The sequence below is a fragment of the Curtobacterium sp. MCBA15_012 genome (genome assembly GCF_001864935.2).
Classification (GTDB): domain Bacteria; phylum Actinomycetota; class Actinomycetes; order Actinomycetales; family Microbacteriaceae; genus Curtobacterium.
The window spans coordinates 2,506,167-2,524,929 of the sequence record NZ_CP126267.1; the positions used below are offsets into that span (position 1 = coordinate 2,506,167).

The 18,763-nt window shown below is 73.4% G+C and carries 17 protein-coding genes and 3 tRNA genes; 5 read left to right on the plus strand and 15 right to left on the minus strand.

Translation table 11 applies throughout. From position 1 onward, the window contains the following. Nucleotides 1-47 precede the first annotated feature (47 nt). The gene (locus QOL15_RS11405; RefSeq protein ID WP_071245724.1) at nucleotides 48-425 is read left to right on the plus strand and encodes a hypothetical protein; all 378 of its coding nucleotides are present in this window, start codon (nucleotides 48-50) and stop codon (nucleotides 423-425) included. A gap of 171 nt (nucleotides 426-596) precedes the next feature. Here QOL15_RS11405 and QOL15_RS11410 read toward each other — a convergent pair. The 5 genes from QOL15_RS11410 to QOL15_RS11430 all read right to left on the minus strand — a co-directional run bounded on the left by QOL15_RS11410 (nucleotide 597) and on the right by QOL15_RS11430 (nucleotide 3,380). Beyond that, a tRNA-Met gene (locus QOL15_RS11410) sits at nucleotides 597-673 on the minus strand. A 32-nt stretch (nucleotides 674-705) separates the two neighbouring features. Beyond that, a tRNA-Thr gene (locus QOL15_RS11415) sits at nucleotides 706-777 on the minus strand. A gap of 92 nt (nucleotides 778-869) precedes the next feature. Continuing rightward, complete coding sequence (locus QOL15_RS11420) at nucleotides 870-2,117, minus strand: M23 family metallopeptidase (protein WP_071245722.1); 1,248 nt, start codon at nucleotides 2,115-2,117, stop codon at nucleotides 870-872. 174 nt (nucleotides 2,118-2,291) lie between these two features. After that, nucleotides 2,292-3,113, minus strand: a complete 822-nt coding sequence (locus QOL15_RS11425) for an inositol monophosphatase family protein (protein WP_071245767.1) — start codon at nucleotides 3,111-3,113, stop codon at nucleotides 2,292-2,294. A 182-nt stretch (nucleotides 3,114-3,295) separates the two neighbouring features. Then, nucleotides 3,296-3,380, minus strand: a tRNA-Tyr gene (locus QOL15_RS11430). A 197-nt stretch (nucleotides 3,381-3,577) separates the two neighbouring features. Between QOL15_RS11430 and QOL15_RS11435 the strand changes: the two genes are divergently transcribed. Together QOL15_RS11435 and cls are read left to right on the plus strand one after the other, a co-directional pair. Next, nucleotides 3,578-4,066: a YajQ family cyclic di-GMP-binding protein gene (locus QOL15_RS11435; RefSeq protein WP_065960788.1), complete on the plus strand. Its 489-nt coding sequence runs from the start codon at nucleotides 3,578-3,580 to the stop codon at nucleotides 4,064-4,066. Nucleotides 4,067-4,077: 11 nt separating this feature from the next. Next, nucleotides 4,078-5,538 (plus strand): cardiolipin synthase, encoded by a 1,461-nt coding sequence (gene cls, locus QOL15_RS11440; protein WP_071245720.1) that lies wholly within the window; start codon nucleotides 4,078-4,080, stop codon nucleotides 5,536-5,538. 200 nt (nucleotides 5,539-5,738) lie between these two features. Here cls and QOL15_RS11445 read toward each other — a convergent pair whose 3' ends face one another. The 4 genes from QOL15_RS11445 to QOL15_RS11460 all read right to left on the minus strand — a co-directional run bounded on the left by QOL15_RS11445 (nucleotide 5,739) and on the right by QOL15_RS11460 (nucleotide 10,304). Then, entirely contained in the window at nucleotides 5,739-6,860 is a 1,122-nt protein-coding gene (locus tag QOL15_RS11445; protein ID WP_083393830.1) for a heparan-alpha-glucosaminide N-acetyltransferase domain-containing protein, read from the minus strand. A gap of 14 nt (nucleotides 6,861-6,874) precedes the next feature. Next, nucleotides 6,875-8,245 (minus strand): FAD-dependent oxidoreductase, encoded by a 1,371-nt coding sequence (locus QOL15_RS11450; protein ID WP_065960784.1) that lies wholly within the window; start codon nucleotides 8,243-8,245, stop codon nucleotides 6,875-6,877. Between the two features lie 129 nt (nucleotides 8,246-8,374). Next, nucleotides 8,375-9,451: a polyprenyl synthetase family protein gene (locus tag QOL15_RS11455; protein ID WP_071245718.1), complete on the minus strand. Its 1,077-nt coding sequence runs from the start codon at nucleotides 9,449-9,451 to the stop codon at nucleotides 8,375-8,377. Between the two features lie 31 nt (nucleotides 9,452-9,482). After that, nucleotides 9,483-10,304 carry a demethylmenaquinone methyltransferase gene (locus tag QOL15_RS11460; RefSeq protein ID WP_071245716.1) on the minus strand — a complete coding sequence of 274 codons (822 nt, stop codon included), beginning with the start codon at nucleotides 10,302-10,304 and terminating at the stop codon, nucleotides 9,483-9,485. A 139-nt stretch (nucleotides 10,305-10,443) separates the two neighbouring features. Here QOL15_RS11460 and QOL15_RS11465 point away from each other — a divergent pair, with 139 nt between their 5' ends. Beyond that, nucleotides 10,444-11,703, plus strand: coding sequence for an isochorismate synthase MenF (locus QOL15_RS11465; protein ID WP_071245714.1), 1,260 nt, complete (start codon nucleotides 10,444-10,446; stop codon nucleotides 11,701-11,703). Nucleotides 11,704-11,893: 190 nt separating this feature from the next. On the opposite strand, the gene menD is transcribed toward QOL15_RS11465, so the two are convergent. Together menD and QOL15_RS11475 are read right to left on the minus strand one after the other, a co-directional pair. After that, nucleotides 11,894-13,633, minus strand: a complete 1,740-nt coding sequence (gene menD / locus QOL15_RS11470; RefSeq protein WP_065960825.1) for a 2-succinyl-5-enolpyruvyl-6-hydroxy-3-cyclohexene-1-carboxylic-acid synthase — start codon at nucleotides 13,631-13,633, stop codon at nucleotides 11,894-11,896. Further along, a complete protein-coding gene (locus QOL15_RS11475; protein ID WP_071245709.1) occupies nucleotides 13,626-13,982 on the minus strand; it encodes a PLDc N-terminal domain-containing protein in 357 nt (118 codons plus the stop codon). The genes menD and QOL15_RS11475 overlap by 8 nt, the downstream gene beginning before the upstream one ends. Nucleotides 13,983-14,060: 78 nt before the next feature. Between QOL15_RS11475 and QOL15_RS11480 the strand changes: the two genes are divergently transcribed. Continuing rightward, nucleotides 14,061-14,480, plus strand: a complete 420-nt coding sequence (locus QOL15_RS11480; protein WP_071245707.1) for a DUF4229 domain-containing protein — start codon at nucleotides 14,061-14,063, stop codon at nucleotides 14,478-14,480. Between the two features lie 11 nt (nucleotides 14,481-14,491). Here QOL15_RS11480 and QOL15_RS11485 read toward each other — a convergent pair whose 3' ends face one another. From QOL15_RS11485 to QOL15_RS11500, 4 genes are all read right to left on the minus strand, one after another. Further along, nucleotides 14,492-15,487, minus strand: coding sequence for a 1,4-dihydroxy-2-naphthoate polyprenyltransferase (locus QOL15_RS11485; RefSeq protein ID WP_071245705.1), 996 nt, complete (start codon nucleotides 15,485-15,487; stop codon nucleotides 14,492-14,494). 332 nt (nucleotides 15,488-15,819) lie between these two features. Beyond that, on the minus strand, nucleotides 15,820-16,956 hold the full coding sequence (locus tag QOL15_RS11490) for an AMP-binding protein (protein ID WP_071245701.1): 1,137 nt from the start codon (nucleotides 16,954-16,956) through the stop codon (nucleotides 15,820-15,822). Further along, nucleotides 16,956-17,885 (minus strand): 1,4-dihydroxy-2-naphthoyl-CoA synthase, encoded by a 930-nt coding sequence (locus tag QOL15_RS11495; RefSeq protein WP_071245700.1) that lies wholly within the window; start codon nucleotides 17,883-17,885, stop codon nucleotides 16,956-16,958. The genes QOL15_RS11490 and QOL15_RS11495 overlap by 1 nt, the downstream gene beginning before the upstream one ends. 100 nt (nucleotides 17,886-17,985) lie before the next feature. Further along, nucleotides 17,986-18,543: a hypothetical protein gene (locus QOL15_RS11500; protein ID WP_071245698.1), complete on the minus strand. Its 558-nt coding sequence runs from the start codon at nucleotides 18,541-18,543 to the stop codon at nucleotides 17,986-17,988. Nucleotides 18,544-18,763 lie beyond the last annotated feature (220 nt).

Consider the following 18,763-nt stretch of genomic DNA (forward strand, 5'->3'; position numbering starts at 1 on the left):
CGGCTCCCGGGGAAGACGCGGGAGCGCTCTGCGGTTGGGGAGGGACGATGGAGACGACGACCGAGTTCGCGGTCCACACCGGCGACCGGTGCGCGGCCATGGAGGTGGCCGGTGCTGCGCTGCGCCGGACGGGCCACCGGGTCGAGACCACGGGCGGGACGATCACCGCCACCGCGGGCAGCCGCGTGTTGACGATCCTGCTCGGGGCGCTCGTGCACCCGTCGCGGGAGTTCCGACGCTACGAGCTGTCGACGACCGTCACGGGGACGTCGACCACGATCACGCTGCGGCCGGCCGGGAGCGGCACGGCCGTGTCCGGCGGGGGCATCGGTGCCCAGCGGCGACGGTCGGCGTGGCAGCAGGTCAACGCGGTGCTCGAGCGGGCGCTGCGGTCGGCCGGAGTGCTGACCGGGCCGCCGCGCTGAGCGGTGTGCGCTGCCTGGGAACCGCGGACGAACGGGACGGGCCAGTCGGCGACGACGCACGCCCGGGAACGACCAGGACCTGGGAACGACGCGCTCCCGGGGACGACACGCGCCCGGGGACGACACGCGCCCGGGAACGGCGAAAGCCCGGCGAGCGGATCGCCGGGCTTGTGGTAGCGAGGACGGGACTTGAACCCGTGACCCCACGATTATGAGTCGTGTGCTCTAACCAACTGAGCTACCCCGCCAGAGATCCGGAGCGGTAGCAGCTCCGGGTCGGAGCCCCGAGTCAGGATTGAACTGACGACCCCTTCCTTACCATGGAAGTGCTCTACCACTGAGCTATCGGGGCGAGTGCCGCTCGGCGGCACCAGATGAGAGTAGCAGACTCGCGACGGTGGTCAGGAACCGGACGAGACGCCCGGGCGTGCCGCCGCTCCCCGGCTAGCTCGCGTTGGCCTTGAGCCACGCCAGCGGGTCAACGGGGACGCCGTCGACGTGGATCTCGAGGTGCAGGTGCGGTCCCGTGGAGTTGCCGGTGGAGCCGACCTGGCCGAGCACGTCGCCGACCTCGACCTCCTGCCCCTTGACCACCGTGAAGGTGTTGTCCTTCATGTGGCCGTAGACGCTGACGAACCGCTTGCCGTCGACGTCGTGCTGCACCCAGACGTCGTTGCCGAAGCCGCCGTCGTGCGCCTGCACCTTGATGACGGTGCCCGCCGCGACGGACCGGATCGGGGTGCCCTCGCCGGGCGCGAAGTCGATGCCCATGTGGTTCGTGGAGCAGAACGAGCAGCCGGCGACCTGGCGCCCGCCGAAGCCCGAGGTGATCGGCACGCCGGTCAGGAACGGCCACTGGATCGCGCCGCCGGGGTCGTTCGAGAACGCCGACGAGTCGACGTTCTTGTACTGGGTCGTCGCCGACACCGAGTACTGGTCGCGTGTGGTCTCGGCTGCCGCGGTGCTGCCGCCGACGCTGAGCGTCTGCGCTGCGCGGGCCGGGGTGCGCTCGGTGGTCGTGTCGCCGTTCGCGACCCAGAGCGCCTGCGCGGGCAGCGAGGTCGAGACGACGAGGCCCGCCGCGAACAGGAGCGCACCGACGGCCGTGACCCGCGAGGCGTTCCGACGGAAGGACGTCCCACGTGACGCCGACTGCGCGACCGGGGTCGTGCGCGCGGGAGCCGTGCCACGACGACGTTCCGGCGCGGGGGCCGTGGTGCGGGCAGCGCGTCGACCCGCGGGGACCTGCCCGAGGACACGGCGGGGGCCGGCGTCGGTCGCGGACCGGCGCTCCGGCGAGGTCCGGCCCTCGGGCGAGGCCGTGCGCTCGGGAGCGACGTGCTGCTCCGGCGCGGGCACGGGCGACGTGGGGGCCGGCGGCGTGACCGCCCCGACCACGGGCTCCGGCAGCACCGGCGACGCGGGCGCGAGGTCGACCGGGGACACCGGCGCGGCTGCTGCTCCCGGTGCGGCGGGGGCTCCCGGTGCGACGAGACGGTCGAACTCACCGGTGTCGAACGTGGTCCGACCGAACGCCGATGCGTCGAGACCGCCCTCGTCGGACGCCGCGGTCACCGGGACGGCGGCCGTCCGACGCTCGGCTTCGATGCGAGCGCGTCGGGTGAGGTGCACGACCGGCTCGGGGCCGGTGGTGGCGTCGGGACGGGTGGACGGCAGCGGAGCGTGGGGCATGCGGTTCGGTGGTGATCCTGATCGGGGCGCGAGGCGCTCGTTGGTAACGAGCCGGTAACGGGACCTGAGCACGCTAGCAGGGGCCGTCCCGCCTCGCCAGTCCGCTGCACGACCGTGCACGATCGTGCCCCGTGGCCACGGCGCGGCGCGGTCGGGTGCCGGGACGGGAGCGGGTCAGTCGCCGAGGACGTCCCGCTCCGCCCCGCGGACGAGCGACTCGAGCGCGTCGGCGATCGACGGCGCCGCGAACAGGAAGGAGCGGATCCCGCCGGCCTCCCAGATCCGCACGACCGCACCGGCCTCGGCCGCGACGACCGCGCCGGCGGCCATGTCCCACGGGTTGATGCCGCGTTCGTAGTAGGCGTCGACGGTGCCCGTACCGACCGCGCAGCAGTCGAGCGAGGCCGCTCCCCCGCGGCGGATGTCCCGGACCTCACCGATGAACCCGGCGAGCACGGCGACCTGCTCCCGGCGTCGGTCGGCCGTGTAGCCGAACCCGGTGGCGACGAGGGTCTCGGCCAGGGTCGGCGGGGCGGAGACGTGCAGCGGCACGCCGTCCCGGGTCGCCCCGGCGCCCGCAGCGGCACGGAACACGGTGCCGGTCGCGGGGACGACGACGACCCCGGCCACCGGCTCCCACGTGGCGGGGTCCGGGGCGCCGCGCACGACGCCGATGCTCACGCCGTACGCCTCGCTGCCGTAGAGGAAGTTGACCGTGCCGTCGATGGGGTCGACGACCCACGTGTAGCCCGAGGAGCCGGCTCCCGAGCCGGACTCCTCCCCGTGGAAGCCGTCGTCGGGACGGGCCTCGGCGATGCGGCGCCGGACGAGCTCCTCGACCTCGCGGTCGGCAGCCGTGACGACGTCCACGATGCTCGACTTGCGGTCGGCGACCTCGACCCCCGCGGCTCGGTGTCGCGCGGCGAGGGCGGCAGCTTCGAGGGCGATGGTCTCGGCGAGGTCGGCGAACCAGGACGGGGCGGGTGCTTCGGGCATGGGTCCATCCTCGCGGATGCGACACCGGATGCCCTCGCAGGTGCGCGGGAACGCAGGACCGACGCGCACGGTCGACCCGGCCCCGATCGGCACGACACGGCCCCGGGAAGGACGAACGCCCCAGGAACGACGAACACCCCGGGAACGACGAATGCCCCGTCCGACGGACGAGGCACTCGATGTGGTGGCGAGTGAGGGATTCGAACCCCCGAAGGCTACGCCGGCTGATTTACAGTCAGATCCCTTTGGCCGCTTGGGTAACTCGCCATGTGCGCACCCGGCTCGTGTGATCACCAACCGAAGGCGCTCCAAGAGCATAGCGGATAGCGGAGGGTGGTCGTGACCACCGTCCGGGCGGCGACGAGCACGGTCCTTCCTGCACAGCGGGCCACCGGAGCCGCCTCCTCCACAGGCCCGCCACCGGAGCCGAACCGGCCGACCCGCGCGCAGTTAGGCTGTCCGGCATGGCAGACAGTTCCTTCGACGTGGTGAGCAAGGTCGACAAGATGGAGGCGGAGAACGCCGTCAACCAGGCGGCCAAGGAGATCGAGCAGCGCTACGACTTCAAGGGAGCCGGCGCCTCGGTCGCGTTCAGCGGCGAGGACGTCCTCATCAAGGCGAACTCCGAGGAGCGCGCCAAGGCCGTCCTCGACGTGCTGCAGACCAAGGCGATCAAGCGCGACATCAGCCTCAAGAGCCTCGACGCGGGCGAGCCCTTCGCCTCGGGCAAGGAGTACCGCATCGAGGTGAAGTTCAAGAACGGCATCGAGCAGGACGTCGCCAAGAAGATCGGCGCCTTCCTCCGGGCCAACGCCGCGAAGAGCGTGAAGAGCCAGATCCAGGGAGACGAGCTCCGCGTCTCCTCGAAGAGCCGCGACGACCTGCAGAACACGATCCAGCTCCTCAAGGGTGAAGAGTTCGACGTGCCGCTGCAGTTCGTGAACTTCCGCTAGCGCCCCGCCCCGTGGAGCACTGGCTCGGCGTCGCACTCACGATCCTCCTGGTCCTGCTCGACCTGGCGATCCGCGTCTTCTCGATCATCTACGTCCCGTACAACCGGAAGCCGCAGACCGCGACCGCGTGGTTGCTCGCGATCTTCCTCATCCCCTACATCGGCTTCATCGTCTTCCTGGTGATCGGGTCGACGAAGCTGCCGCGGGCACGGCGTGAGAAGCAGACCGAGATCAACGCGTACATCCTCGAGCAGACCGAGGGCATCGAGCGTGTCCGCCGGGACCACCCGTGGCCGCCGTGGCTCGAGAGCATCACGAAGCTCAACCGCGAGCTCGGGTCGATGCCCCTCGTCGGCGGCAACTCCGCGGAGCTCTACCCGGACTCGTACGAGTCCGTCCAGGAGATGACCCGCGCGATCGACCAGGCGCGTCGCTTCGTGCACGTCGAGTTCTACATCGCGACGATCGACGACACGACCCGCCCGTACTTCGAGGCCCTCGCCCGTGCGCAGGCCCGCGGTGTGACGGTCCGGTTCCTGCTCGACCACTGGGCGAGCCGCGGCTACCCGGGCTACAAGGAGACGCTGGCCTTCCTCGACGAGGCCGGCATCGAGTGGCACCTGATGCTGCCCCTCCAGCCGCTCCAGGGGAAGTTCCAGCGGCCCGACCTCCGCAACCACCGCAAGATCATGGTGATCGACGGCTCGGTCGCGTTCACCGGCTCGCAGAACCTGATCGACCCGTCGTACGACCTGAAGTCGCACATCGAACGCGGGATGGTCTACAAGGACCTGTTCGCCCGGTTCGAGGGTCCCGTGGTCGCCGGACTCAACGCCCTGTTCGTCACCGACTGGTACAGCGAGACCGACGAGCTCCTGCTCCGGGAGAGCGACCCCGTGCACCGGGCCGACCGCGACGACGCGCTGGACTGCCAGGTCGTGCCGTCGGGCCCCGGCTTCGACGGCGAGAACAACCTGCGCCTGTTCAACGCGCTGCTCTACGCCGCCCAGGACAAGGTGTCGATCACGTCGCCGTACTTCGTGCCGGACGACTCGATGCTGTACGCCATCACGACGACCGCCCAGCGCGGCGTCGCGGTCGAGCTGTTCGTCGGCGAGATGGGCGACCACGCGATGACCTGGCACGCCCAGCGCTCCTACTACGAGGAGCTGCTCCGCGCCGGGGTCCGCATCTGGCTGTACCGGGCACCGACGATCCTGCACGCGAAGCACTTCACGATCGACGACGACGTGTCGGTGATCGGGTCGAGCAACATGGACATGCGCTCGTTCAGCCTCAACCTCGAGGTGTCGGTCATGGTCCGCGGGCGCACGTTCGTCGACGCCCTGCGCGGGGTGCAGGACGCCTACAAGGAGGCCTCGTTCGAGCTCACGCTCGACGCGTGGCTCGAACGACCGCGCCGGTCGCAGGTGCTCGACAACGTCGCGCGGCTCACCGCCGCCCTGCAGTAGCCCCGTTCGGGAGGCGCGCCCCGCGTCCGCCCCGCTGCTCGGCGGGGTGCACGGGGCCGGCACGGCAGCGGGCGGCGGACCGTCCGTTCGACGGTCCGCGTGGCGGCGACCTGGTCCGGAACGCCGCGACCACCCGGGTCACCGCCCGGCGGGCACCAACCCGGTCAGGCGCGTCCCGGTCCGGCACGCGACCACCCGGGTCACCGCCCGGCGGGCACCAACCCGGTCAGGCGCGCGACCAGGCGTTCCAGCGGACCGCGCCCGAGGAACGCCCGCCACACCACGGCGACGAGCACCGAGCCGATCGCGAACAGCGCCCACGCCGTCCCCGACGCGGGCAGTTCCCCGAGGGCCGCGATGACCACGAGGTGCCCGGCGTACACCGTGAGCGGCATCGACCCGACCGCCGCCAGCGGGTACGCGACCCTGGACACCGCCCGCCCGCGCCCGTCGACCAGGAGCGTGCAGAGCGCGATCACGGCCACGGCGACGCCCGCCGTGCCGACCACGTCGACCGTCGACGAGGAGTGGTCACGCGGCGAGAGGAACAGCTGCGCGACCAGCCCCGCCGGCGTGGTGTCCTCCGGCAGGAACGGCAGGCCCGCGAAGCCGTACAGCGCGGCCTCGTCCGGCACCGGCGCGAGGAGACCGCCGACCACGTAGGCCGTGACGGCGGCCAGCGTGCCGGACGCGAGGAGCGCGACCTGGGTGCGCCGCGCCTCCAGTCCGGCCCTGGCGACCGCGAGACCGACGAGCACGTACGCCAGGAAGGTGACCACGGGGTACACCAGGCCGAGCTGGATCCCGAACATGTCGGCGTCGGCGGAGAGCGGGACGACCGCGAGCGCAGCGAGCGGGGAGACGAGGGCGCACACCGCCGCGACGACGACGAGCCAGCGGGCACGGAGTCGCAGCACCGGGACCACGAGCAGGAACAGCGCCCCGTACGTCGGCAGGATCACGTACACCGGCGTGTCCAGTGCCATGAGGAGCAGTCCGATCGCGACGACCACGACCGCCCGGACGGCGAGCCGCGCCCGCACCCGGCCGATCGCGGGCGGACCGGGCGGGCGCGTCCGACCGCTCGTGAGCCCCACCGACACCCCGGCGAGCACCGCGAAGAGCGCCGCCGACCGGCCGTTCACGACCGCCGACCACGTCGCCGGGTCGCCCCAGTCGACCCCCTCGCCGACACCGCCGACGTGCGCGGCCATCATCCCGAGGAGGGCGAGCGCCCGCGCGACGTCGACACCCTGCAGACGCCCGGGCGCGACGAGCACACCCCGCATCGCGGCGGGCGGTGCGGGGTGTGCGGCGGTCATCGCGGTGCGTCGGCTCAGCTCGCCGGGGCGTCCGCGCGGCGGAGGGAGACGTCGACCATCTCGTCGCGCGGGACCACCTTGATGCGCTCCCGCCCCTCGGCGGCACCGAGGGCGATCTCGTGCTGGTCGAGGGCGTGCCAGCCGTCGAGGTCGGTGAACGCGACGCCGCGCGCACGGAGGAGGGCCGGGACCGCCTCCGGGGACGGGTCGGCCGGGGTCCACCAGGAGGCCTGGTCGTTCACGATGTGCTGCACGGTCTCCATCGCGTCGGACTTCGTGTGGCCGATGAGGCCGACCGGGCCGCGCTTGATCCACCCCGTCGCGTAGACGCCGGGCAGCTGCGAGCCGTCCTCGCCGAGGACCTGGCCCTCGTGGTTCGGGATGACACCGTAGCGCTCGTCGAACGGCACCCCGGGCAGCGGCGAACCGAAGTACCCCACGGCGCGGTAGACGGCCTGCACGGGGACCTCGCGGACCTCGCCGGTGCCCTCGACGCCGCCCTGGCCGTCCGGACGGGTGCGCTCGTAGCGCAGGGCGGCGACGTGGCCGTCCTCCCCCACGATCTCGAGCGGCTTCGCGTAGAAGTGCAGGTGCAGTCGGCGGCTCGCCTGACCGACCTCGCGGCCGCGCCACGACTCGAGCACGCGGTTCATCACCATGACCTGCTTGTTCGTCTGGATCGCGGTGCGGGACGCCTCGTCGTGGTCGAAGTCCTCGTCGTACACGACCATGTCGACGTCGCGGAGCTCGCCGAGCTCGCGGAGCTCGAGCGGCGTGAACTTCACCTGCGCCGGGCCGCGACGGCCGAACACGTGCACGTCGGTGACCGGGCTCGCCTTGAGGCCCTCGTACACGTTCGCGGGGATCTCGGTGGGCAGCAGGTCGTCGGCGTGCTTGGCGAGGATGCGGGACACGTCGAGTGCGACGTTGCCGTTGCCGATCACCGCGACGCTCTCGGCGTCGAGCGGCCAGGTGCGCGGCACGTCCGGGTGGCCGTCGAACCAGCTGACGAAGTCCGCCGCGCCGTGCGAGCCCTCGAGCTCGACACCGGGCACGTCGAGGTCGGCGTCCTTGATCGCGCCGGTCGAGAACAGCACCGCGTGGTAGTGCTGCTTGAGGTCGTCGAGGGTGATGTCCTCGCCGAAGCGCACGTTGCCGAACAGCCGCACGACCCCGCGGTCGAGCACGTCACGCAGCGCGTTGACGATGCCCTTGATCCGCGGGTGGTCCGGCGCGACGCCGTACCGCACCAGCCCGTACGGCGCGGGGAGCTGCTCGAACAGGTCGATCGACACGTCGTAGCCGTGGGCTTCGCGCAGGAGGATGTCGGCCGCGTAGATCCCGGCCGGGCCGGCGCCGACGATGGCGAGTCGGAGGGTGGGCACTGATGTCTCCAGTTCGTTCGGCCGGGATCGTCCCGGCGGACTGTCCGAGGGTACGTGCTGGCGGGTGGGTGCCAGCGGCTGCGTGTCGTGGACCTCGCCCGGCGGGTGGACCCGCGCCCGGTGGGGCCGTCAGCGGCTGCGGTCCACGACCGTCTCGGCGAAGCGGGTGAGCGCACGCTTGACCGTGCCGTCGGGCAGCGGGGCGAGGGCCTCGACCGCTTCCTCCGCCCAGCGCACCGCGACGGACCGGGTCGCGGTCGTCGCCTGGTGCTCACGGAGCGCGGCGACCGCCGACTGGTACGGCGCGGACTGCACGGCCTCGTCCGGGGCGTCCTTCACGTCCCGGTCGATCCGCTCGAGCAGGGAGGCGGCATCGACGTCGGACACGGCGAGGCGGCGCAGCTGCAGCAGCGGCAGCGTGTCGACGCCGGCGCGCAGGTCGTTGCCGGCGATCTTGCCGGTCTTGTCGGTCGCCGGGGCGAGGTCGATGACGTCGTCGACGAGCTGGAACGCGACGCCGACCTTCTCGCCGAACGTCCCGACGGCGTCGAGGTACGCGCGGTCGGCGCCCGAGAACATGACGCCCGCGCGCGCGGCGGTCGCGATCAGCGAGCCGGTCTTGTCGCTGAGCACCTGGATGTAGTGCTCGACGGGGTCGTCCTCCGGCTGCGGGCCGGTCGTCTCGTGCAGCTGGCCCATGCAGAGCCGCTGGAAGGTCTCGGCCTGCATCCGGATGCCCTCTGCGCCGAGGTCGGCGGTGATGAGGCTGGCCCGGGCGAACAGCAGGTCACCGGTCAGGATCGCGACGTTGTTGCCGTAGGTCACGTGCGCGGCCGGGACCCCGCGGCGCACCGGCGCCTCGTCCATGACGTCGTCGTGGTACAGCGACGCCAGGTGGGTCGTCTCGATGCTCACCGCGGCCTTCACCACGGCGTCCGTGACGCCCTGGCCGAGCTGCGCGATGAGGAGCGTGAGGGTCGGCCGGATCCGCTTGCCGCCGGCGGACAGCAGGTAGCGGCTGGTCGTGTCGGCGAGGGTGTCGGTCGACCGCATGGCGACCTCGAGGCCCTCCTCGACGAGCTCGAGCCCGTCGTCGACCGAGGCGATGAAGCGCCGGTCGGCGGGGCTGGCGAACAGGCGTTCGCCGATCCCCAACGACTTGCGGAGACTCGGTGCGCGACGTGCGACCGGGACGCTCGGGTTCAAGTGCTGCTCCGTGTTCGAAGGGTGGGGGCCGTCAGGCGCCGGACGGCTCGGAGCCCGAGGACGTCGTGCCGGTCTGGTCGAGGCCGGGCTGCTCACCCGTGTGCTGGTGGGCACGGCGGGCCTTGGCGCGACGGGCCGCCGACTCGCGGACGGTCCCGGCGACGGGCTTGCGGCCGCGGTGCAGCGCGACGATGCCGGCGGTCAGGTTGCGGTGGGCCACCATCGTGAAGCCGACGCCGCGGAGCCACTGGCTGAGGACCTGCTGGTCGGGCCAGGCCTCGATGGACTCGGCGAGGTAACGGTAGGCCGCCGGGTTGCTGCTGGAGAGCCGGGCGATGCCCGGGAGCACGCGCTTGAGGTACGCGCCGTAGCCGAGGCGCAGCAGCGCCATCGGCGGGGTCGAGAACTCGCAGATGACGACACGGCCGCCGGGCTTGAGCACCCGGAGCATCTCGCCGATCGCCTGCATCGGGTCGTTCACGTTGCGCAGCCCGAACGAGATCGTGACCGCGTCGAACGTGTCGTCGTCGAAGGGCAGGTGCTCGGCGTCGCCCTCGACGAAGGTGATCTCGGGGTGCCGCTCCCGCCCGACCGCGATCATGCCCGCGGACAGGTCGAGGGCCGTGACCTCCGCGCCCTTCTTGGCGAGCACCGCGGCACTCGTGCCCGTGCCCGCCGCGATGTCGAGGATGCGCTCCCCCGGTTGCGGGTCGATCGCGCGGACCGTCGCGACACGCCACAGCGGGGCGTTGCCCGCCGAGAGGATGTCGTTCGTGAGGTCGTACTTCGCGGCGACGTCGTCGAACATTGCCGCCACTTCGTCCGGCTGCTTGCTCAGGTCCGCTCTGCTCACCGCACCATCCTAGAGGTCGCGGCCGAGGGTGTCCCGGACGCACGCGCCGGTCCGTGCGCCCGTGGGCGGCGGGGCGCCCGGCCCCGGTCTGCGCCGGACCCGGCGGGGCGCCCGGCCCGTGCGCGCGTACGATCGATCCGTGCCCCGAACCACCACGGCGACCCCCGCGCTCACGGTCTCGACCAGGATCCTGGACGACCCGGGCGACGTCCTCCGGCACACCCTGCGTGACGCGCCCCTCGCCTTCGTCCGCGGCGGCGACGGCATCGTCGGGATCGGTGAGGCACACCGGTGGACCTTCAGCGGCCCGGACCGGATGCGGCAGGCGTCGGCGGCCTGGCGCGAGCTGGTCGCAGCCGCCACGGTCGACGACCCCGTGCAGCTCCGCGGCAGCGGTCTGGTCGCGTTCGGGTCCTTCGCGTTCGCCGACGACTCGGGCGAGCAGAGCGTCCTCGTCGTCCCCCGCGTGGTGATCGGTCGGCACCGGGGCAAGGCCTGGCTGACCGCCGTCGACACGACACCCGACCCCGCTCCCCTGACCTTCTCGCGCACCTCGGTCCCGGTGCCCGTCGTCGGCGGGCACGTCTCCGTCGCGTTCGGTCCGGGCGCCGTCGACGAGGACGCCTACGCCGCCGCGGTCGCCGACGCCGTCCGACGCATCACCGCGGGCGACGCCGACAAGGTCGTGCTCGCGCGGGACCTCGTCGGCACGCTGCCGCCGGACGCCGACCTGCGTGCCGTGCTGCTCGACCTCGCCGCGGCCTACCCGCAGTGCGTCACCTTCGCCGTGGACGGTCTCGTCGGGGCCACCCCGGAGACCCTGGCCCGGACCGACGGCACCGAGCTGTCCGCACGGGTCCTCGCCGGCAGTGCGGCGCGCGGCGACGACCCGGTGTCCGACCGTGCCGCCGCCGAGGCCCTCGCGGCGAGTGCGAAGGACGTCGAGGAGCACGGCTTCGCGATCGCCAGCCTGCTCGAGGCGCTCCGACCGATCGCCTCCGACCTCCGCGCCGACCCGGAACCGTTCCGGCTGCAGCTGCCGAACCTCTGGCACCTCGCCACCGACGTGCGCGCGACGCTCCCGCCCGGGACGACCTCGCTCGACGTCGCCGACGCCCTGCACCCCACCGCCGCGGTCGCCGGCACGCCGACAGACGTCGCCGTGCGCCTGGTCGCCGAACTCGAGGGCGTCGACCGCGGTCGCTACGCCGGCCCGGTCGGCTGGATGGGGGCGAGCGGCGACGGCGAGTGGATGCTCGCACTGCGGAGCGCGCAGGTCTCCGCCGACGGGACCGTCCGGGCCTGGGCCGGGGCGGGCATCGTCGCCGGGTCCGATCCGGCGCGGGAGGTCGCCGAGACGGCGCTGAAGTTCCGCCCGATCCGCGACGCGCTGGCCTGACGAACGGGCCGGACCCGCCGAGCGGGCGCGCCGACCCGACGGGCGCGCCGACCCGACTCACGCGCCGGACACACCGGGTGCACCGGGCGCACCGGACACGCCCACCCGGCGCACGGGCCAGGCGCACCGGCCCGGCGCACCGCCCCGACGCGCGGGCCCGGCGTACCGCCCCGGCGCCCGGGCCGCGGCCTCACTCGGCCAGCGGCACCTCGACCACGAGTCGCTCCGCCGGGTCGGTGAGCACGGCCTCCAGGTCACCCCACGTCTCGACGCGGCGGTACTCCCACCCGAGCCCGGTCACGACGCGCTCGACGTCGACGTGCTGCGGCGTGGTCATCATCCGGCGCATGTCCTCGTCGGGCGTGGTCTCCGCCACCTCGAGCCCGCGGAAGATCGCGCCGCCGTCGTCGTTGCCGACCACCACCTGCACGCGGTGCGTCTCCTCCTCGGTCCCGGTGACGAGCGCGCCGAGGTCGTGCAGGAACGTCAGGTCGCCGACGAGCACGCGCGTGGTGCCGATCAGCCCCGTCGAGCCCTCGAGCGCGGCGGCGATCCCGAGGGCCGTGGACACGGTGCCGTCGATCCCGGCGAGGCCGCGGTTCGCGTGGACGCGCAGCTTCTTGCCGGCGACGTGCGCGTCGGCGACGCGGATGAGCTGCGAGGCGCCGAGCACGAGCCGGTCGTGCGGCCAGGTCGCGCCCCACACCGCGTCGACGAGCATCGTCCGGTCGACGGGGCGACGGCGCAGCGCGACCTCGTCGCGCAGGTACCGGTTCCGCTCGCCGCGGTCGGTCGACCGCTTGGCGTCGAGGTCCGGACCTGCGTCGCCGTCACCGAGGAGCGCGCGGCTCGTCGCGACCCAGCGCCCCACCCACGCACGGTGCGCGGCCGTGGTGCGGCCCGTCACGCGGACGTCGGACACGACGGTGGTCACCGCGGTCGACCGGGAGGCGCGGCGCGGGTCGTACGGGTCGGCCGCCGGTCCGCGGACCACGACCGTCTCGACGTCGTCGCGCTGCAGGAGCGCGGGCACCTCACGGCTCAGGGTCGGGTGGCCCACCACGACCGCGCGGCGGACCGCGCCGCCGAACGCGGGGTCACGGAGCAGGTCTCGGTAGGCCACGACGAGGTTGCGGCCGAACCGGGCACCGCTGGACACCTCGGCGAGCAGCGGCGCACCGAGTTCCCAGGCGATCCGTTCGGCGTCCGCACCGGCGTCGTGTCCGGCGATGACGACGGTGCCCGGCTCGGCGTCCGGCTCGAGCTCGGCCACCGGCAACCCGGTGTGGGCGCGGCGCCGGGCGTGGTCGAGGTCGACCTCGTCCTCGGGCACGGCCTCGACGTCCTCCGCACGGAGGCCGGCGGAGAGCGGTTCCCGGAAGGCGACGTTGAGCTGGACGGGGCCCGGCTGCCCGGTGTGCCCGGCCGCGACCGCGACGGCCTCACGGGCGAGTGCGCGGACCGTGGCGACGTCGACGCTGCCCGAGCTCGGGGCCTGCACGTCGCGGACGTGGTCGACCGCCGGGCCGAACAGCCCCGGCTGCACGGTGGTCTGGTTGCTGCCGATGCCGCGGAGCTCCTCGGGCCGGTCGGCACTGAGCACGACCATCGGGACCCCGGAGTGGTGCGCCTCGAGCACGGCCGGGTGGAGGTTCGCGACCGCGGTGCCGGAGGTCGTGACGACCGCGGCGGGGCGACCGGTCTCGACGGCCAGTCCGAGCGCGAAGAACCCCGCGGTGCGCTCGTCGAGCCGGACGTGCACAGTGATCCCACCGGCACGTTCGAGGGCGACCGCGGCGAGGGCGAGGGCCTGCGACCGGGAGCCGGGACTGACCACGACGTCGGTCACGCCGGCGCGCGTCAACTCGCGCAGGAGCGCCAGCGCGAAGTCGGTCGACGGGCTGCCCGATCCGGGCGGGCCGTCAGCGATCGGAGGGGCCGTCGTCGTCTCGTTCGTGGAACTGGTCCTCGAGGTCTCGGAGGGTGGCGTCGTCCTGGTCCTTGTCGGTGCGGGGCGGCTCGGTGCCGCGGGGGCCGCCGAGGAAGTCCGGGTCGTCTTCGGGACCACGGTACCGGGGTCCCGGTCCGCGGTTCGCCGGTGCGCGCCCGAGCAGGAACCACAGCAGGCCGCCCAGCACGGGGAGCACGAGGACGAGGAGGATCCACCACCCGCGGCGGAGGGACCGGATGCGGTCGCGCGGCATGGTCGCGCAGTCGATGACCGCGTAGACCGTGAAGGCCACGGCGGCGACGACGACGACCAACCACAGACGGACCATCCCCGGATTCTAGGAGTCGCGCCTGGGACCGCCCTGCCCGTCAGCGTCCACGGGGTCGACGTTCCGTAGACTCATCGGGTGAAAGCGTGGCTCGTCTACACCCTGGCCCGGCTCGGCATCTTCGCCGTGGCCCTCGTCGTCCTGTTCGTCGTCGGTCTCCCCTGGTACTGGGCGACGATCGGCGCGGCGGTCATCGGGTTGCTCGTGTCGTACATCGCCCTGCCCGGGCTCCGAGGACAGGTGACCGCGAGCATCGCCGCCCGCCGTGGCCGCACCGCTCGCGACGCGGACAGCGACTTCGAGGACGACTTCGTCGACGCCGAGGACACCGAACCGGCCGTCCCGGGAACGCCCTCGGCCGAGGCCACCACGGCTGCACCGGGCGAGACCGCGATGCCCGCGTCGTCCGCGACCACCCCGGCCGCGTCCTCGGAGTCCACCGAGGCCGCACGACCGGCCGGTGACCGCGGACCGGACCCGGAGCGCGACGCGGACTGACCGACCCTGCGCTACGGCTGGATCGCGAGCGTGATCCCGAGCACGACGCCGAACGCCAGCGACGCGAACGACGACAGCTGCAGCGCGGTGATGAGTTCACGGGGCTTGCGGGACGACACCCCGATCGCGAGCGCCGGCAGGGCCAGCAGGAGCGAGAAGTACGCGAAGCCGGTCCGGAAGTACAGCAGCACGAACCAGAGCAGCGCGACGTACGGCAGCAGCAGGAACAGCGCGAACAGCACCCGTGCGACGGGACGGCCGACGACGACCGCGAGGGTGCGCTTGCCCGCCTGACGGTCCTCGTCGACGTCGCGGATGTTGTTCACCATGAGGACGGCGCAGGCGAAGAAGCCCGCCGCGACGGCTGCGGCCCACCCGCTCGTCGTCACCTCGCGGATCTGCACGAACTGGGTGCCGAGGACGGCCACCAGGCCGAAGAACACGAAGACGAAGACCTCGCCGAGCGCGTTGTAGCCGTAGGGCTTCTTGCCGCCCGTGTAGAACCACGCGGCGACGATGGCGGCGGCACCGACGAGCAGCAGCCACCAGAGCCCGGTCAGCAGCACGATGACGAGCCCCGCGAGGGCCGCGAGGCCGAAGAAGGTCAGCGCGACGACGAGCACGGTCCTCGGCTTCGCCAGTCCGGCCCCGGTGAGTCGAGCCGGGCCGACCCGGAACTCGTCGGTCCCCCGGACCCCGTCGGAGTAGTCGTTGCTGTAGTTCACGCCGATCTGCAGGAACAGCGCCACGGCGAGGGCGAGGAGCGCCACCGCGAGGTGGTGGTCCTTGCCGAGGTAGGAGCCGAAGTCACCGGGCTCGCCGCTGTCCACGAACGCCACACCGGTGCCGAGCACCACCGGGACGACGCCCAGGGTCAGCGTGCGCAGGCGGGCGCCGCCGATCCAGTCGCTGGCGGTCGCCTTCCGCTTCGTGCGCTGCGGGGCGGCGGCCTTCGCGGGGTTGCCGCTGCGGCCCTTCGACTGGGTCGTGTTCTTCGTACGTGCCACGGCCGACCATCGTACCGACGTCGGCCGTGCGTCCGTGGCCGCCCGGGTGTCGGGCCGCCCGGGCCACCGGCGTGGCGCGTCCGCGGGACGGCCGCCGGTCCGGCGAGCGGGTCACCCGGCGTCGGCCAGGAGGCCCGGCACCAGCCCGTCACGGCCGTCGCCCCCGTCAGGCGGCCGGGCCGTCGCCCCCGTCAGGCGGCCGAGCCGTCGCCCCCGTCAGGCAGCCGGGCCGTCGCCACCGACCTTGTCCCGTGCCGCCGACGAGCCCGTCCGGCGGTCCGTCGCGCCACCGGGTCGGCACCGCGGTCGCGATCGAGCGGCCGTCGCTCCCGTCAGGCGCTCGGGTCCGCGATCGCCCGTACCGCGCGGCGGTCCGGCTTGCCCGACGCGAGCATCGGCAGGCGGTCCACGACCAGCACGTCGGCGGGACGGGCGGCCCGACCGAGGGCGTCGCCGACGAGGGCGCGCACGGTCTCGAGGTCGAGTGCCCGCTCCGTCACGACGACCGGCACCTCGCCCCACTCCCCCGAGGCGCGCCGGGTCACGACCGCGCCCTCGTGTCCCGCGATCCCGCGGACGATCCGCTCGACCGCGCCGAGCGGCACCTTCTCGCCGCCGGAGATGAGGACGTCGTCGAGCCGACCGAGCACGCGCACCCGGCCTGCGTCGACCTCGCCCGCGTCGCCCGTCCGGTACCACCGGAGTCCGTCGTGCTCGGTGAAGGTGCGCGCCGTCCGCTCGTCGTCATCGAGGTAGCCCTCCGCGAGGACGGGCCCAGCGAGCAGCAGCTCCCCGTCGTCGACCGCGGCACGGACGGGCCCGAGTGGGACGCCGTCGTAGACGCAGCCCCCGCTCGTCTCGCTCGCGCCGTACGTCGTCACGACACGGACGCCCGCGGCTCGGGCGCGCTCCCGCAGCGGGACCGGTGTGGCCTGGCCGCCGACGAGGACCGCGTCGAGGGTCGCTGCCGCGGCGGTGGCGCGGGGGTCGTCGAGGACCCGGGCGAGCTGCACCGGGACGAGCGACGTGTAGCGGCGCGGCGCGGCCGGGCCGACGTCGAGCCGGGCGACCCCGTCGGCGAAGGCACCGGCGTCGAAGTGCCCGGCTGGGAGCACGACCGGGGTCGTCCCCGCGGTGATCGAGCGCGTCAGGACGTTGAGGCCCGCGATGTAGTGCGTCGGCAGCGCCAGCAGCCACGCGCCCGGACCGCCGAGGGCCGCGTCGGCCGCCGCCGCGCCCGCGAGGACGGCGTCCGACGACAGCGCGACGCGCTTGCCCGTCCCCGTCGAGCCGCTCGTCTCGACGACCAGGGCGACCCGTTGCCCGACGTGGGCCGGTGCCCGGTTCGGCAGCGCCGGGCCGCCCTCGGCGACGGGGAGCAGCGCGGGGCCGCCGGCGAGCGCCGCCTCCAGGCCGCGCAGGACGGCCAGCGGATCCGACGCGCTCAGCGCGACCAGCGGACGGGTCATCAGTAGTGCCAGGGGAAGGCGGTCCAGTCGGGCTCGCGCTTCTGCAGGAACGAGTCGCGACCCTCGACCGCCTCGTCCGAGCCGTAGGCCAGGCGCGTGGCCTCGCCCGCGAAGACCTGCTGCCCGACCATGCCGTCGTCGACGGCGTTGAAGGCGTACTTGAGCATCCGGATCGCGGTCGGCGACTTGCCCAGGATCGTCTCGCCCCAGCGGATCGCCTCGCGCTCGAGCACGGCGTGCGGGACCACCTTGTTGACCGCGCCCATCTCGTACGCGCGCTGGGCGGAGTACTCCTCGGCGAGGAAGAAGACCTCACGCGCGAGCTTCTGTCCGATCTGACGGGCGTAGTAGGCACTGCCGTACCCGCCGTCGAAGGAGCCCACGTCGGCGTCGGTCTGCTTGAACTTCCCGTGCTCGGCGCTCGCGATCGTGAGGTCGCAGATCGCGTGCAGGGAGTGCCCGCCGCCGGCTGCCCACCCCGGGACGACCGCGATGACGACCTTGGGCATCATCCGGATGAGCCGCTGGACCTCGAGGATGTGCAGGCGCCCCATCGAGGCCTGCGCCGCTGCCGGGTCGATGCCCTCGGGCGGGGCGCCGTCGTCGCCGACGTACTGGTACCCGCTCCGCCCACGGATGCGCTGGTCGCCGCCGGAGCAGAACGCCCAGCCGCCGTCCTTCGGGCTCGGGCCGTTGCCCGTGAGCAGGACGACGCCGACCCGGGGGTCCTGGCGGGCGTCGTCGAGGGCGCGGTACAGCTCGTCGACCGTGCGCGGCCGGAACGCGTTGCGTACCTCGGGCCGGTCGAACGCGACGCGGACGATGCCATGCGACACGTGCTTGTGGTACGTGATGTCGGTGAACTGCTCCGCGATCGGAGCCACGGTCCAGACGTCGGGGTCGAACAGGTCGGAGACGGGGGCAGCCATGCGTCCACCGTATCGCCGGGCGACGGTCGCGAGCCGTGGGGAACGGACGCTGTGGACGAGCCTGCGGCGCACGCACCCTGTGGAGGAACGCCCCGCGGCGTCACATGCCGGTGAGCGCCTCGGGGGCCACGACCACGAGCAGGACGATGAGGATCACCGGGTTCGCGAAGAACGCCAGCACCACGCCGACGGCTCCGTACCACCGGCCGAAGGACCCGACGGCGGCGATGAACCCGAGCACGGCGGCGATCAGCGTCAGGAACACCACGACGAAGCAGATCCCGAAGGCGAAGGTCGTGTCCCCGCCCATGAACACCGCGAAGGCGCTCGCGTCGACCGCGGCCGAGACGATCGCCAGACCCAGCGCGATCTTGCCCACGATCGGGTTCCGGCGACGCTTCGCGGCGGCGAGGGTGCGCGTGTCGACGGTGTTCCGCTGCATCAGACGCTCGAAGTCCCCCGTGGCCCGACCGGTCGTCGAGCGCGCCGCGGCACCGTTCCGTCCGGCGGCGCGGGCGGCCGCGGTCGAGGGGGCGGCCGCGCGCTGCGGTGCGTCCGGTCGGGCGGCGGGGTCGGGGCGAGGAGCGGCTGTGGCCTTCGTGCGGCTCGTCGACGACGGGCCGGTGGCACGCGGTGCGCGCTGGTGCGGTTCCGGCACCGGCCCTCCCTCTGTGCTGTCCTGGTGTGCTGTGCTGCCCTGGTTCGGCTTGGCCGTCGATCCGGAGACCGACCGTCGCATGCTAGTGGCCGGCCCTGGCGGTCGGCTCCGAGGAACCGGCGGGCCGGCTGAACGCCTGACCGGCCGGCCCGCCGGTTCCTCGGAGACCCTGACCACGGAGACACAGGACGAGCGGACGAGGGGTCGCCGCGTGCGTGAG

Bases quoted from the DNA above. Each gene is read 5' to 3' on its own strand.
- QOL15_RS11405 (WP_071245724.1), top strand. From the start codon at position 48: ATGGAGACGACGACCGAGTTCGCGGTCCACACCGGCGACCGGTGCGCG.
- QOL15_RS11420 (WP_071245722.1), bottom strand. From the start codon at position 2,117: ATGCCCCACGCTCCGCTGCCGTCCACCCGTCCCGACGCCACCACCGGC.
- QOL15_RS11425 (WP_071245767.1), bottom strand. From the start codon at position 3,113: ATGCCCGAAGCACCCGCCCCGTCCTGGTTCGCCGACCTCGCCGAGACC.
- QOL15_RS11435 (WP_065960788.1), top strand. From the start codon at position 3,578: ATGGCAGACAGTTCCTTCGACGTGGTGAGCAAGGTCGACAAGATGGAG.
- QOL15_RS11445 (WP_083393830.1), bottom strand. From the start codon at position 6,860: ATGACCGCCGCACACCCCGCACCGCCCGCCGCGATGCGGGGTGTGCTC.
- QOL15_RS11475 (WP_071245709.1), bottom strand. From the start codon at position 13,982: ATGGTCCGTCTGTGGTTGGTCGTCGTCGTCGCCGCCGTGGCCTTCACG.
- QOL15_RS11490 (WP_071245701.1), bottom strand. From the start codon at position 16,956: ATGACCCGTCCGCTGGTCGCGCTGAGCGCGTCGGATCCGCTGGCCGTC.
- QOL15_RS11495 (WP_071245700.1), bottom strand. From the start codon at position 17,885: ATGGCTGCCCCCGTCTCCGACCTGTTCGACCCCGACGTCTGGACCGTG.